At 59.0% G+C, this 14,849-nt stretch carries 7 protein-coding genes and 2 pseudogenes; 7 read left to right on the top strand and 2 right to left on the bottom strand.

Going from position 1 to position 14,849, the window contains the following annotated elements:
• Positions 1 to 1,216: 1,216 nt before the first annotated feature.
• The 5 genes and pseudogenes from AC0V8S_RS36760 to AC0V8S_RS36740 all read left to right on the top strand — a co-directional run.
• Positions 1,217 to 1,498: a nodulation protein NopC gene (locus AC0V8S_RS36760; RefSeq protein WP_475439104.1), complete on the top strand. Its 282-nt coding sequence runs from the start codon at positions 1,217 to 1,219 to the stop codon at positions 1,496 to 1,498.
• A 404-nt stretch (positions 1,499 to 1,902) separates the two neighbouring features.
• Positions 1,903 to 2,793, top strand: coding sequence for a SctD/MshK family protein (locus AC0V8S_RS36755; RefSeq protein ID WP_475439103.1), 891 nt, complete (start codon positions 1,903 to 1,905; stop codon positions 2,791 to 2,793).
• A 419-nt stretch (positions 2,794 to 3,212) separates the two neighbouring features.
• On the top strand, positions 3,213 to 5,318 hold the full coding sequence (gene sctV, locus AC0V8S_RS36750; protein ID WP_475439102.1) for a type III secretion system export apparatus subunit SctV: 2,106 nt from the start codon (positions 3,213 to 3,215) through the stop codon (positions 5,316 to 5,318).
• Between the two features lie 15 nt (positions 5,319 to 5,333).
• Complete coding sequence (locus AC0V8S_RS36745; protein ID WP_183465580.1) at positions 5,334 to 5,864, top strand: tetratricopeptide repeat protein; 531 nt, start codon at positions 5,334 to 5,336, stop codon at positions 5,862 to 5,864.
• Between the two features lie 122 nt (positions 5,865 to 5,986).
• A pseudogene (locus AC0V8S_RS36740) lies at positions 5,987 to 6,188 on the top strand (IS6 family transposase); the annotation flags it as partial.
• A gap of 828 nt (positions 6,189 to 7,016) precedes the next feature.
• Here the strand turns inward: AC0V8S_RS36740 and istB are convergent.
• Together istB and istA are read right to left on the bottom strand one after the other, a co-directional pair.
• Positions 7,017 to 7,778: an IS21-like element helper ATPase IstB gene (gene istB, locus AC0V8S_RS36735; RefSeq protein ID WP_475434929.1), complete on the bottom strand. Its 762-nt coding sequence runs from the start codon at positions 7,776 to 7,778 to the stop codon at positions 7,017 to 7,019.
• Between the two features lie 15 nt (positions 7,779 to 7,793).
• Positions 7,794 to 9,334, bottom strand: a pseudogene (istA, locus tag AC0V8S_RS36730) (IS21 family transposase).
• A gap of 1,261 nt (positions 9,335 to 10,595) precedes the next feature.
• Between istA and AC0V8S_RS36725 the strand changes: the two are divergent.
• Both AC0V8S_RS36725 and AC0V8S_RS36720 read left to right on the top strand, forming a co-directional pair.
• On the top strand, positions 10,596 to 11,681 hold the full coding sequence (locus AC0V8S_RS36725) for an HlyD family secretion protein (RefSeq protein ID WP_258598551.1): 1,086 nt from the start codon (positions 10,596 to 10,598) through the stop codon (positions 11,679 to 11,681).
• A 29-nt stretch (positions 11,682 to 11,710) separates the two neighbouring features.
• Positions 11,711 to 13,852 (top strand): peptidase domain-containing ABC transporter, encoded by a 2,142-nt coding sequence (locus tag AC0V8S_RS36720; protein ID WP_183465878.1) that lies wholly within the window; start codon positions 11,711 to 11,713, stop codon positions 13,850 to 13,852.
• The last annotated feature ends 997 nt before the right edge of the window (positions 13,853 to 14,849 follow it).

Below are 14,849 nucleotides of genomic sequence, written 5' to 3'. Positions count from 1 at the left end.
AGCGAACGGAAGCCTTGCTCGTGCGCTTTCGCAGCGGCTCGTGGGAATTCTTGGCCCAATGTTAGGGCCCCTGTGCGCGCGGTGCTCGACATCCGGGATGACCTGCCGTTTCGTCGCTCTGTAGGAACGCAGTTGTCGGTAATGATGCGCGTTGGTGCCAGGCCTGTTCTTCAGCAGACGATGAGCAGGCGCCTAGCGCCCTTGGTACTGCGGCGATCCTGGACGTTCCCGTCGAGAACATATCAGTCTTGCTCGACAGCCCGCCACAACCCATGAACGTGCGTCTACCCCAGCGCCTCCTCACAAGATCAGCGCGAGAGCCGTGCCCTCCCCTGATGCGGTCGGCTGCAGGTTCCCAAATGGGCGATTTCCCGGTTCGGCCAATACCAGTCATGGTCTAGCTCCGATTCAGGGGAGATACGTTCAGCGTTGTCGGTGATCCTCAGACGCTTGGTCGTCGAGCGCTGCCTGGCCCAAATGAACGCAACCGCCGCTTCTCTTCGTGCCACGTCGATTCCGGCGTGGCGCCCTGCTTGATGTCAACGCTCTCGCGCAAGAAGGATGGCAATGATCCAGTGGACACCGCGTTTAGTTCCCCGAAGCTGCTTTGGTGGCCCGCTGAAAAAACTTCGCATCGAAGGCGGGGAGCACAAACGCGCTCAGGCCGGCGGGTCACTGACCGGCAGCGGCTATTGATAGCGCAGTGGCGCAGCCTGACGCGCCGGAAGCGTAGGACGACCGAATGGATATCCAGGTGATGCGCACGCAGTAGCACCGTAGGTTGGGCGGCCGACGCACGGATCGCAGACGTTTAATATTGGCACAAACAGGCGTCGCGTGCGTGCAATCGGTGACTAAGAGGGAGCGGAGAGCAGGAGTACGGCCACAGCACAGCTGATGGCAGGCGGCAACCGGCGTCACCTGTGAAGAGGACCGCACCGACGGTGGGCGCTCAGTCACGGCCTGACATGTCCTGGCTTTCTTTGCGCGTTCTTAAGGCGACATCATTCGCGTCACTACAACTGCCGCGCTAGAACCGACTGTCCACATCATGACCTTGCCGCGCACGAAGGCCAGATCGTGCACGACCATTTATTTTGCGGTAGCGCGGCATTTTGTTGAGACTCGTCAGCTTCTCGAAAGCTCACGCTCATAGCTTGAGGAGATTGAGCTTGTTACGCGTCGCCGCCAATGGAAACAGATGCCGGAGTAACTGATGGTCGCAGCAATTGGTAGTGGAGGTGGCAACATCGGTGTTTCCTTGGCCCAAAAGGGCCATGGACATTCGAATGGACAGCCGCATCAAGGATCCTCCGGGTCTTCTGCTCAGAACAGGCCGGTTGGCGGGAGCGAACCGGCGGATCGTCCAACCATTTCTGACCAAGCTGCAGTTCAAAGCGAGTTCGAAAGCACTCTTCGTGCGATTGCGCTGCAAATTGCGAGCGATGCCATGGATGAAGCGGAGGATGCTATGGCAGAAACTGAAGAGGATGCCTGACGTTGGATGGTCCGCGTCAGGACGTGCGTGCTGTTGGTGACGGCACAGTTTGAACAGAAAGGAAAACAACATGAGTAAAGTAGGTACTGCTACTAGTGCGGCTGGTACTGCCGCCTCAGGTGCTGTAGACGTAGCTACCAAAGCTGCTGGGGCTACCGCGTTCCAGGCGCAACTCGCGGAGCTAACGGCGGTTAGCTTGGAGGCTACGGCTAGGAGTATACAGCTGCGCACTCTTACGACCAACCTCAACACAATCAAGAAGGCGGCCGACGAGCGCGTTCAGTAGTGTCGGAAGCGGGGCTCTAGAGTAGCCCCGAACGTGTCCCCAAGTGGCGCGATGTGGAACCAAGATAAGCCGCATGGCAATTGCCGTGCGGCTTATCTTCTTGTTCGGGAGATCATCCTTGAATGACGCCGTTTCCCTTCATTTCGAAGTTCTGTCGGGGCTCTATTGCGGACTGACCGGTAAGGCGGCTCTAGAAACGGGCTTGATCGGCAGTGGCCTCGATGCGGATATAATCTTCGTCGAGCAAGGACTCGCGCCGCATCATTTTCGTATGACTCTTCTTGGCAATTCGATCGAGGTCGAGGCGCTTGCAGCCGGCCTCAGGATGGAAGACAACAGGAATATTGCGGCAGGGGAGTGCGTTGTGGTGCCCCTTCCGGTCGTCATTCATGCAGGCGCGATGTCCATTCTCTGGTCAGTGCAGGATGCTGCGCCAGCCAGTGGGATCGGCATACCACGTCTTTCCATCTCCGTGCTTGCCTTGGTGTTACTCGGCTCTCTCGGGATCGGCGCGCTCTCGGCCATTTTCTCCTACTACGGCAACGCTGGGGCATCGAGCGCCAATTCACCTGGTGCCGACCTTGAGTCCAAGCTGAGCAATAACCGCGCTGACGATCAGACTAACGTGGCAGCGGCCAAAGACCTGCAACAGGAAGTCGACAAAGCGGGCCTGCTCAATATTAAGATCGGCTCCGCCAAGGGTGTTGTGACCGCTGAAGGGACCGTCACGTCTGCATCGGTCATCGGTTGGCAGAAGGTTCAGCAGTGGTTCGATCATCGCACGAAGGGCGCTCTAACACTGGTCAATGGAGTGGTCATCAAAGAGGAGAAGGCGCCATCCGCAATCGCCGTTGAAGCTGTTTGGCGCGGGCCCCTGCCGTATGTCGTAATCGCTGGTGAGAAGTATTTTGTCGGCGCCATTTTGGATGATGGGTGGATGGTCGATCGGATCGAGGACCGTCGTGTGCTGCTCAGCCGAAATGGCCGCCTTGCTGCTCTCTCGTTTTAATGATTTCCAAGTTCGCAGGCCATATTAAGGAGAACGCCATGGTCAAGCTGCCCCATCTATCCTGTCGCCTCGCTATCGTGCGGTGCGTGAAGGCATCGTCGTCCCGCGGGACGAGTTACGGCGAATTGTGCTGCTCCGGCAGAACCGGAGCAGCTTGATCAAAGGCTAGCTGCTCCGGTTGCGGCTCGCTGCCCACGGTAGTTTTCGGGATATACAGCTGCTGCGGCTTTTCGCGTATGCGTTCATCTCGAAGGTCATCAGCGGTGAGGCCCTTACGGTTCTGGACAGACTGGGTACCTCCTGGCAAGCACGTCCTCGCGCCTGCCTCTCGTTCTCAAGCGCAAGCGATGCCCTCTGATGGGTCTTCGAAAGCTGCGTAGCAGCAGAGCAATTCTCAAACCATCATAGAGGGGCCTCGGATGGCCAACGTTTTGCGTAACTTCATCGAGCGTGCGCCGGCCAACCCGGACTTAATGGTCGCGTTGATGCTGCTTCTAGCCGTAGCTATGATGGTCATGCCAATCCCGATCATGGTGATCGACACGCTGATCGGATTCAATATGGGATTGGCCATACTGCTGCTATTGGTCGCCCTGTATGTCAGCACGCCACTCGATTTTTCGTCGTTGCCCGGCGTCATTTTGATATCCACGGTATTCCGTCTGGCGCTCACCATCGCAACGACGCGACTGATCCTGGCCGAGGGGGAGGCAGGTAGCATCATCCACACCTTCGGCGATTTCGTAATCTCAGGCAATATCGTCGTAGGTTTTGTCATATTTCTGGTCGTGACCATGGTGCAATTCATGGTCCTCGCGAAGGGCGCCGAACGTGTCGCAGAAGTGGCGGCGCGCTTCACGCTCGACGCTCTGCCGGGCAAGCAAATGGCGGTCGACGCAGAGTTACGCAACGGCCACATCGATGCCAACGAATCGCGCAGGCGGCGCGCCACATTGGAGAGGGAAAGCCAACTTTATGGCGCGATGGATGGCGCGATGAAATTTGTGAAGGGCGACGCCATTGCCGGGCTGGTGGTTATCTTCATCAACATGCTGGGTGGGATTTCGATCGGCCTGCTCTCGAAGGGCATGTCGTTCGGCGAGGTGCTGCATCACTATACTCTGCTGACGATAGGTGATGCGTTGATCTCGCAGATTCCGGCCCTGCTGCTCTCAATTACGGCGGCGACCATCGTCACTCGCGTAACTGGGGCTGCAAGTTCCAACCTTGGTACGGACATAGTCAAGCAACTCACCGCCAGTAAGCGAGCATTGCGGCTGGCGGCCTGCGTCTTGGTTGTGATGGGGTTCGTTCCTGGTTTCCCCCTGCCCGTCTTTCTGATCTTGGCCGCAGTCTTCGCCGTGGCAAGCATTGTCAAGGGTGATGTGCCGGGCGCCGGCAAGGTCGATGCTGCAACTGCAGCGCCAGTAGAGAAGGAAACCGTCCCTGCAGAGGCATGTCCGATCGCCTTCTTCCTTGCGCCGAGCCTTACGCATGCGATCGACCAAGTTGAATTGCAACAGCACATTGCACGCGTATCGCAACTAGTCTCAGCCGATCTCGGCATTGTCGTTCCGCGCATCCCGGTCGCGGTCGACCAGCAGCTGCCCGAGTCGCAATTCAGGATAGATGTCGAGGGCGTGCCAGTCGAACAGGATTTGATTAATCCGACACAGCTCACCCTCACCGACGATCTGGCGAGCATTGAATCGAGCGGCATCCCATTTCGGCATGATCCAGAAATGGACAAAATCTGGGTCGAACAAAGCCATGCGCCGGCTCTCAATGCCGCCGGCATCGGGCATCACCGTCCCAGCGAACGCCTCGCGTTGCGTATCCATGCGACCTTGACCCGCTATGCACCGCGCTTGGTGGGCATCCAAGAAACCCGCCATTTGCTGGGTCGCATGGAGCAGGAATACGCTGATCTGGTGAAGGAGGTGCTGCGCACCACGCCGATCCCTCGGATTGCCGATGTGCTGCGCCGCCTGCTGGATGAAGGTATCCCCATCCGCAATACCCGACTCGTCTTGGAGGCATTGGCCGAATGGAGCGAACGTGAGCAAAACGTCGCACTGCTCACGGAATACGTTCGTTCTGGCATGAAGCGGCAGATCTGTCACCGCTATGCCACACACGGAATCGTGCCCGCCTTCGTTATCGAACGTGAGACTGAGGATTTCATGCGCAGCGCCGTTCGGGATTCGGCTGCAGGCCCATATCTCGTGTTAGAGGATCGGCAAAGCGAAGCGCTGCTGTCACAGATGCGTCAGATCCTTTCCAGCGCAGCACCGGGTCAGACCCTCCCTGTCGTATTGACTTCAATGGATGTCCGACGTTTCGTCCGCGGTTTTCTAAGCCGACACGGGATCGATCTTGCTGTTCTGTCTTATCAGGACCTCGCCTCCGACTTCACGATTCAGCCCGCCGGATCGATCAAGCTCCGACTGGAACCAATATTGGAACGTCACGGAAACCGCGCAATATCGGCGTTGCCGCCAACTGAAAGCCAAAGCGCTCGATGATAGGGAAAACCAAGCATGAATTCACATGAGAATGCAGTCGCTGCGCCGTACTCAGTTCTCTTCGCTGTGCTCGCCATTCTGCCTCTCGCGGGTTGCACTAGCTGGAATAAGCCGGGTCTTTCAGTGAAGGAGACATCGCCACCAGAGTTGCTGGGCGCCAATAACATCGATCCGGCTATGCGCGAACGCATTTGGCGCGCAGTCAGTCAGGATTCTCAAGTGCAGGCTTTGCGGGATGATCTGAAGCAGCATCCAGACAATGTCGATGCGGCAATCCGTCTTACGAAGGCCTTGCTGGCGCAGGAACGCGCGCATGAGGCGCTTCAGGTACTCGACAGCGTCTTAGTTGCCGTCCCAGGAAATTTGCGTGCATTGAATGCGAAGGGAGTTGTCTTGGATAACGAGGGGCGGCATGACGCGGCACAAGCGCTATACCGCCAAGCTCTCGAAGCAGAGCCAGAGAATCAGATGTTGCACCATAATCTCAACCTGTCGCTAGCGTTTGACGGGAAGTCCAAACGGAGTGCGTTGGCACCATCGCGATAGAGGCATAGCGGGAGCGCTTTACGCGAGCTGTGACGGCATTGGACCTACACAAGCAGACACAGCAGGTATGCAGGCGGTGTTACGTTAACTGGCGGTCAGCTTTTGGAGCATAGGGCGACGGTATGAACCGTTCGCCCGTTAGCTACAATCGCCACGGCCGCCCGAGGTCATTGCTCACGCGGTCCGGCTTTATTCCGATTTCCGCTGAGCTTGGGTCTGGTTGACGAAATGCTGCTGGAGCGCGGCATTGTGGTCCCCTACGAGACAATCTGTCGTTGGGTCAGGAAGTTCCGGATCGAGTACATTCGACGACTGAGCAGGCGATGATCGACAAAGTACTTGAGACGGTATTGCAGCGCGGGGCGGCGGCTCTTGCAGCGAAGCGGCAATCTGCTGCGGCGTCCCCGCCCTGGTGGTTATGCGGCGCGCATCTATGATGCGACATGGCGCGGCACAAGCGCTATCTTGGCAAGCTCTCGAAACAGAGACGTTGCACTCCGGGAAGTTCGAGCGGAGTGCACTGGCACGATCGCGGGCGCGGCGGCCATGGTCGTTCCTGATCCTGCATGCTGCGGCCGAGCCGTCGGGCACATTCCATCCCCTTTGCTAGCCTCACGAGGCGTGCACGCGAGAAGCGATGGCGCTGAGGCGAGCACCGCATGTGCTCGAGCGGGATGCCGGAACTGCACCTGATGTCGAGACGATCTCTTTCATGGCGGGGGCGCTTGTCACGTGGTGGGAGCAGGTCAGATGGGGGGCTTGAGGCCAACGAGGTGGCGGCCGTCGAGATCGGCACGCCTGTCGCCGCCGGAACCGAGATCCACCGGTTCGGTGGCGCACTCCGGGGGAGCGTATCCGGCAGCCCTGCGTGGGTCACTGTCTGGCGTGTGCGTTCCGGCAGGACTCACAGCCGGAATTTCCTCATTGCTCTGACAACTGGCGCTTTCGAGAAGCCGACGAGTCGAAGGCCGTCGAAGGCCGATGAGGGCCGCGGTGATTTGGCCCTCTGGGCGGGGGCAACTGCGGTCGAGCTGCGCATTTCGCTGATTGTGAGCAGCCGTTTCAGGCGATGGTGAGCGCTCGTTTCATTTGATCGTGAGCAGGTATTTCGCGCGATCATGAGCTGCCGTTTCGACCGACGTGTTCATTGATTCAGGTGTTTGAGGCGCCGTCAAGAGGGCGGGCGCGGGCACTGTGTTTCCGCATGCTTTCTCCGGTGAGTTGAAGGCGGTGAGCGTTGTGAACGAGGCGATCCAGAATCGCGTCACCGAGGGTGGGATCGCCTATGACGTCGTGCCAGAGTTCCACGGGAATTTGGCTCGTGACGATGGTCGATGCTCGGCCGTGGCGATCGTCGAGGATCTCCAGGAGGTCGCGCCGTTCGGACGCGTTGAGAACAGACAGGCCCCAGTCGTCGAGAAGGAGGAGTTGAACGCGCCCGAGCGTCTTGAGCAGGCGACCATAGCGTCCGTCACCTCGAGCCAGCGCGAGCGCCTCGAAGAGGCGCGGGACGCGATGATAGAGCACCGATCGATTGTCGCGGCAGGCTTTGTGGCCGAGCGCGCAGGCAATCCAACTCTTTCCCAAGCCGGTTGCGCCCGTGACCAGCAGATTCTCATGGCGATCGATCCAGTCGCCGGCGACGAGCCGGGCGAAGACGGCGCGGTCGATGCCGCGCGGGGTGCGCAAATCGACATCTTCCACGCACGCGCTCTGGCGCAGCGCGGCGAATTTGAGGCGTGTGGTGAGCCGTTTGGTGTCGCGCTCGGCGGCTTCGCGATCGACAAGAAGCCCGATGCGCTCCTCGAACGACAGGGCATCGAGATCCGGTGATCGTCGCTGCTCCTCGAAGGCCTTGGCCATTCCGGTCAAGCCGAGTGCGATCAGCCGTTCATGGGTGGGATGGGCGAGCATTGAGAACTCCATGGTTCAGTGGAAATAGCCCTGACCGCGGATGTTGCCGTGGCGCAGGGGTTGGTGGTCGGGCGTCTCGTCGAGGAAGGCCCGATCAAGGCCGTTCTTGAGGATCGAACGGATCGAGGCGACGGAGCGTGCCTTGATTAGGACGCCGCGTTGGCAGGCTGCATCGACGCGCGTGTTGCCGTAGCTCTTGGTCAGTGCCAGAATGCCGAGACAGGTGCGAAAGCCCTGTTCGGGATGCGGCCGGTCAGCGATGACAGCCTGGAAGAAGGCGGCGGTGGCGGGACCGATCTTCTCGCCGGCCGCGATCAGTCCCCCGGCGTCCACTTGCCGTAGCGGCGATGCGCGCTCGGCATGTGATCGGCAACGGTGGTGTGGCCGCGCCGGTTGGGCGCACGGGCGTGGCTGGCGATGCGCTGCCCCTTGTGGAATATCTCGACGGTGTTGTCGGCGATGCGCACATCGACGAGCTCGCGGATGAGGCGGTAGGGCGTGGAATACCAGTGCCCGTCGACCTCGACGTGATAGTCGGGCGCGACGCGGCAACGCTTCCAGCGCGCAAAGACGTATGGCTGGTCCGGCAGTTCTCCCAGCTTCGGCCTGTCGATCTCGGCGAAGAGCTCGGCGCGGCTGGAGCCGAAGCCGCGCATCTGGCGGGCGTTGAGTTCGGCGACGAGCAGGCGGATGGCTGCGTTCAGCTCCGCCAGGGAAAAGAAGCGCTGGTTGCGCAGCCGCGCTAGGACCCAGCGCTGGGCAATTTGCACGGCGACCTCGACCTTTGCCTTATCCTTCGGGCGTCTCGGCCTGGCTGCGAGAACTGCGGTGCCGTAATGGCTCGCCATCTCCGCATAGGTCCGGTTGAGACCGGGGTCGTAGCGGTCGGGGTTGGTGACGGCGGCCCTGAGATTATCGCAGACCACGAACTTCGGCACGCCATCTAGAAACCGGAACAGGTTGGTGTGAAGGCCGATCCAGTCGGGCAGGCTCTCGCTCGGGCACGCCTCGGCGTAGGTATAGTTCGAGGCGCCCATCGCTGCGACGAACAGCTTCATGGGACGCGCTTCGCCGGTGATGGGGTCGAAGATGTCGATGGTATCGCCAGCGAAATCGACAAACACCTTCTCGCCGCCCAGGTGCGTCTGGCGCATCGTCGGGCGCGCGCGCCCTTTCCAGGCCTCGAAGGTCGTGCAAAACCAGGTATAGCCAAAGCCGTCTGGATTGGCGGCACGATACTCTTCCCACAGCAGCACCCGCGTGACGCTGCGGCGGCGCAACTCCTTCTCCACATAGTTCCAGTCGGGAACGGACCGCCGAGGGCTTTGCGACGCCGCCTTCGGTGCCGGAAAGAGAAGCAGCTCAAGGCCTTCGTCATCCATCCCTTCAGGCAACGGCCAGCTCAGCCCCGCAAGACGGGCACGCCGCAGGTAACCATGCACGACGCCATTGCTCACCCCGAGCGTGCGCGCGATGACGCGTTCGGTCAGGCCCTGGACATGCCTTAGACGTAAAACTTCTCTGATCCGGCGCATCGACAATCTCTGGGTTGGCATCAGGCTTCCTCGTTGCATTGACGAGGCAACCTGTAGCCCGGTTGAGATGTCGGCCGAAGCGTCCACAACCTTCGAGGAGGCTGCTCACGATCGTCTGAAATCGCTGCTCACGATCCCGCGAAATGCGCGCTCACGATGCGGTGAAATCCGTGCTCACGATCGACTGAAATACGCAGTCGAGCATCCGGACGACAGACTGAGTTCGCGGGCCGCGCGGTTCAGCACAAGCGTCAGCGGCTCGCCCGATTGCACAATTTACTCGTTGCGGTTCTCGCGCACCTCGCGCTCCGTGTTGTCGGGTTTGTCGCGTCCCAAACAGGGTGATGTTTCAGTCGGCGTGCCGCCGCACTCTCAGTTAAGCCATTGAATAGACATTCGGAACGGTTGTTCTGAGGCGCTTCCTGCGCGGGTTGGCATGACTCTTGAGGTTCTCATTGTGCGGCGGCACCTGCCGCGGACCGGCATCACGGATTCATCGTCCTATTTGAGCTCTAGAAAGGAGACAACAATGAGGGCGGATATGTCAGCTTACGGTTTGACCGAATTATCTCCAGAACAAGCCTCTGCAATTTCGGGAGGGCTATTCTGGGGAGTAGTTTGGGCAGCTGTTACGGTCCTAGCGTTTGTAGCTGCCACGATAGCGGAAGGGGCAGTGCGTGATAGACACGGATAGAACAATTTAAATACGCTTCATACTGTATGTATCCGAAGGTCCTTTTTTCCTGAAACAGACAGCTCCACCGCAGCGAGCACCTCTCGCAACGATCAGGAGATCTTTCGTCATCTATAGTTGTCGCGTTCCAAACAAGGTGATGTTCGGTCGTCGTGCCGCCTTACCTCAGTTAAGCTTAAACATGCGGAACGGTTGTTCTGAGGCGCTTCGCGCGAGTGGCATGACTCTTGAGGTTCTCGTTTTGCGGCGGCACACGCCGCCGACCGGCATCATGGATTTATCGTTTTATTTGAGCTGTAGGAAAGGAGACAACAATGAAGGCGGATATGTCAGCTTATGGTGTGACCGAGATAACCCGTGAAGAAGCATCTGCAACCTCCGGAGGGTGGTGTTTTTGGCTAGTTTTAGGCGCTGTTGCTGCCGGACTATCGGGGATAATAATAACTGCGAGTATTTTTCTTGCAGACGCCATGAGGAATCATAAGTAATAAGGCGATAACTAGCCAATTCGTGAACAATATCTTACTTCCACCTGAAATAGCCTGCTACACCGCAGAGAGCATCCTCGCCCGGCGATCAGGGCGAGCTTTGGTCATCTACAAGGTGGTTGTGCTCTCTGTGGTTGCGGCATTGGTGTCGCTGCCACTCATCACCATATCCGTGTCTGTCCAAAGTGCCGGTATCATTCGCCCCACCGTCGAGAAGACGCCCCTGGTCGCGCCCGTCTCCGGACGCATCTCCCGCATCCTCGCCGTTGAGAACGATCTGGTTGCCGAGCGGCAGGAGGTCCTCGCCCTGGATGATGAGGTGGTTGAGGAAAAGCTCAGGGCGCTTACAGGCGATATTCGCGTAAAGAGCGATCTTGCCCGTGACCTCGAAACCCTAATCTCCTCCGGCACGCAAGCCAAGGACCCGATCCACCTCTTGACCGAGTCCGCTACGGCCGAGCGGGCGCATTTCCTCAACCTGCTGCGGGAGAACCGATATGCCCGCCGTAATGCCGCCGCGGAACTCGACCGCGCTAAGCGACTGTTCTCCGCTGCTGCAGCGCCCGAAACGGCAGTTGAGGAAAGGGCTTTCGCCCTCCAGACAATTGAGGTTCAGGGTGATATTCTCGCCCGGCGCAAATCCGCCGAATGGAACCAGCAGCTCTTAGACGTTAAGCTGCGCCTCAGCGAACTCACGGCCACCTTGCATGAGCTCGAGAACGAACGGGATCTGACCCGCATTCGAGCCCCCGTATCAGGCTCTCTCGAGCAATTCTCAGGCCTCACCCCCGGCAGCTACGTCCAGGCCGGGCAAACCGTGGCTTGGGTCTCGCCGGACGCCGAACTGGTGGCGGAAATCTACGTTTCCCCCAGCGATATCGGCTTTGTGCGACCGGGCCAGTCGGTTCGTCTGCAAGTGGATGCCTTCAACTACAATCAATGGGGTGTCATTGACGCGACAGTGCTCGACGTCGCGCAGGACTTCACTCTCCATGACCGGAGCCCGGTCTTCAAGGTCCGCTGCGCGCTCCTTCGTAGCCGTCTCGCGCTCGAGAACGGGGTCATCGGTCACCTGAAGAAAGGCATGACCGTGACGGCCCGCTTCCTCCTGGGGGAGCGAACTCTCCTGCAACTCCTCTACAATGAGGCCGACGGTTGGCTAAATCCGCTCCTGGCGGGCCACTGATCCTCATTTTCCAAACAGTCAGCGAGCCGATGTCGAGCAAGATCATCAACTTCAAACAGCGCGACATCACCGATTGCGGGGCCGCCAGCCTTGCCTCTGTCGCGGCCTTCTATGGCCACAAGCTGCCATTGTCGCGGATCCGCCAGTATGCCTCGACCGACCGCTCCGGCACCACTGTGCTGGGCCTCATGGAAGCGGCCCGCAAGCTGGGCTTTATTGCCAAGGGGGTGAAGGGTGGCTTCGACAGCCTATACAAGATCCCCAAGCCCGCTATCGCCCACGTAATCGTCAAGGACGTCCTGCACCACTTCGTCGTAATCCAGGCGGTCGACGCTAGGTGGGTCACCGTCATGGACCCAGCCTATGGCGAAGTCCGCAAGCTGTCGCACGAGGAATTCAAAACCCAATGGACTGGCGTCCTGGTGCTCCTGGTTCCGGCAGACGCCTTCAAGCCCCGCGACGAGACCACCTCACCCCTAGCTCGCTTCGCGCGTCTGCTTGCGCCACACAGGGCGGTGATGGCGCAGGCTCTTGTCGGGGCGCTGGTGACGACGATCCTCGGCCTCTCGACGGCCATTTACGTCCAGAAGATCGTCGATCATGTGATTACAGCTGGCAACCGCAACCTGCTCAACCTGATGAGCGTCGCCATGCTGCTGATCTTGGTTGTGCAGGTCCTGATCAATCTCCTCAGAAACCGGCTCGTCTTGCAAACCGGGCAGAAGATTGATGTCCAGTTAATCCTCGGCTACTATAATCATATCCTAAGCCTTCCCCAGAACTTCTTCGACAGCATGCGCTTGGGCGAAATTATATCCCGCATGAACGACGCGGTGAAGATCAGGAACTTCCTGAACGACGTCTCGATCAATATGTTCGTCGACGCCCTAATGATCCTGTCCTCGCTAGGGATGATGTTCATCTATTCTTGGAAGATCGCCTTGGTCGTGGCGGTCTCCATCCCCTTGTACCTCTCGGTCTATTGGATCATCAACCGGCTGAATAGAAAGCGCCAGCGCGCCATTATGGAGAATGCCGCCGATCTGGAGGCGCAACTGGTGGAATCACTCGGAACTGTCTCCACGATCAAGACGTCCGGCCTAGAGAGCTTCGCCAGCTTAAAGGTGGAGGCCCGCTTCATCAAGATGCTCCACTCCGTCTACAGTTCCGGTCTCATTTCGATCTTCGGAGACAGTGCCTCGACCTTCCTCGCTGCCCTATTCACCATTGTGCTGATGTGGTTCGGAACGTCGCTCACCCTCGATCAATCCATTACGCCCGGTGAATTACTGTCCTGTTATACGCTGCTCGGCTATGTCACCCGGCCAGTTGACAGCCTGATCCAGACCAACCGGATCGTTCAGGATGCACTGATCGCGGCGGATCGCCTGTTCGACATCTTCGACTTGGAGCCGGCAAGCGGCGGCGGCATCGATGCCACCAAATCCGACATTGGCGACATCCACCTGGAGAAGGTCACGTTCCGCTATGGTAGCCAGATCGAGCTTTTCCAGGATCTTAGCGTCACCTTCCGCCGGGGGGAAATGACCGCGGTGGTGGGGGAAAGCGGCTCGGGCAAGAGCACCCTTGCGGCGCTGCTGCAGAATGTCTACCAGCTCGAGGGTGGACACATCCGGATAGGCCGTTTTGCCCTCCAGGACCTCTCGACCGTATCCCTGCGCAAGGTTGTCGCTGCGGTGCCGCAATCGATCGACGTGTTCTCGGGCTCGGTGATCGAGAATATCGCCCTCGGCGAGTTCGAGCCGGACATCGAGAAAATCATTCGAATCTGCGATCAAATAGGGCTGCGGGAGTCGATCGAGCGCTGGCCCGGTGGCTTCCACGCCAATCTGGGCGAGAACGGCCTACGCCTATCCGGCGGGGAAAGGCAGCGTCTTGCGTTGGCTCGGGCTCTGTACCGGGATCCGGAGATCCTCATCCTCGACGAGGCGACCTCCTCTCTCGACTCTTTGGCAGAAGCGTTTGTGCTAAAGCTGGTTGAAGAACTGCGTCGAGCCGGCAAGACTATCATCGTCATCTCTCATCGGCTCAGCACCATCTGTGGGGCCGACAAGATCGTGGTCTTGGACAAGGGGCGGGTTGTTGCGGAGGGAACACATGCTGATCTGCTGACAGCTGAAGGCGCCTACGCTCGCCTGTGGCGAGCTTGAGCGCATTCTCCTCCTGGAGCCGCATCGGCCTTGCATTTCGCGCCGTCTCGACGAATAGTTAGCGGCGCTAGCCGTCACGCCTGCGGCCGCTCGGTCGGCCCCGGATGAGGGCCTTCAAGATATGCACAGATACATGTTCCAGGAAAGCCGAGGTTCGATCCGACGCTGACCCGTGGGCGGGGGCTACGAGCCGGTGCCGAACCGAACCGTCTCAGGCAACGCCACGTATCTCGTCAAACATTGGGGCATCGGCGCGGCTAAATTGTGGCGAAACCGTGTCACATTGTCACCAATCCCAACAGACACTCCCTCAACGTGACAGGACGTTTCGCAAACAGCGCGGCGCCCCCTACTGGCCGGGCTAAGGACGGCGTCGAAAGGTTTACCGGCCGGCGCTTCCAAAAACACTGATCCAGTCGTGCAAAAACGACAGACGAGGTAGACGTTTGAGTCCGCATACCTGCCTGGCCAAGCAGTTCGCCGGCCTCACTGCCTGACCAGCATATCGCAATGTCCATTTTCTGGGGTTGAAATATATCCTTCAACGAAATTCACAGAGACTTAGCGCAAAAAATTGTCGGCAATGATACGCTCGCCACAACATCCAAGTCCCTGACGGCAAAACCCTGACTTGTTTCATATGTCCGGCCGCCGCGCAGCATTTAGTCTTCGATTGAGCGAATGCCAAGAAGAGATCTCATCCTGGTTGAAGGAGATGGAGTGAGAATGTTTGCTTATGCTACCCGGATTGGTGCTGACCGATGATGACACTGGTCAGACGTCTGCGGACGGCAGCGCATCTTGATCGCCTTCGAATCCTGGGCCTTTGCGCGCATGCAGACCTAACTGTCTGCGAGCTGGCCGAGATTATGGGTCTGCGTCGCGAGCACGTTCTGCGACACCTTAGGCTGCTCGCCAGAGCCGATTTTCTTTGGTGCGACGATCAACGTCGGTCCTACTATCTGAAAGCAGGAGGCAAGGACGGCGGGCTGGTTCA

It is taken from the genome of Mesorhizobium oxytropidicola (assembly GCF_056174625.1).
Note: the sequence above shows the minus strand (reverse complement) of the source record. Positions and strands in the feature narration are given on the sequence as shown.

Excerpts from the sequence above, each read along its gene's own strand:
- AC0V8S_RS36760 (WP_475439104.1), top strand. The coding sequence starts at position 1,217 with ATGGTCGCAGCAATTGGTAGTGGAGGTGGCAACATCGGTGTTTCCTTG.
- sctV (WP_475439102.1), top strand. The coding sequence starts at position 3,213 with ATGGCCAACGTTTTGCGTAACTTCATCGAGCGTGCGCCGGCCAACCCG.
- AC0V8S_RS36745 (WP_183465580.1), top strand. The coding sequence starts at position 5,334 with ATGAATTCACATGAGAATGCAGTCGCTGCGCCGTACTCAGTTCTCTTC.
- istB (WP_475434929.1), bottom strand. The coding sequence starts at position 7,778 with ATGCTCGCCCATCCCACCCATGAACGGCTGATCGCACTCGGCTTGACC.
- AC0V8S_RS36720 (WP_183465878.1), top strand. The coding sequence starts at position 11,711 with ATGTCGAGCAAGATCATCAACTTCAAACAGCGCGACATCACCGATTGC.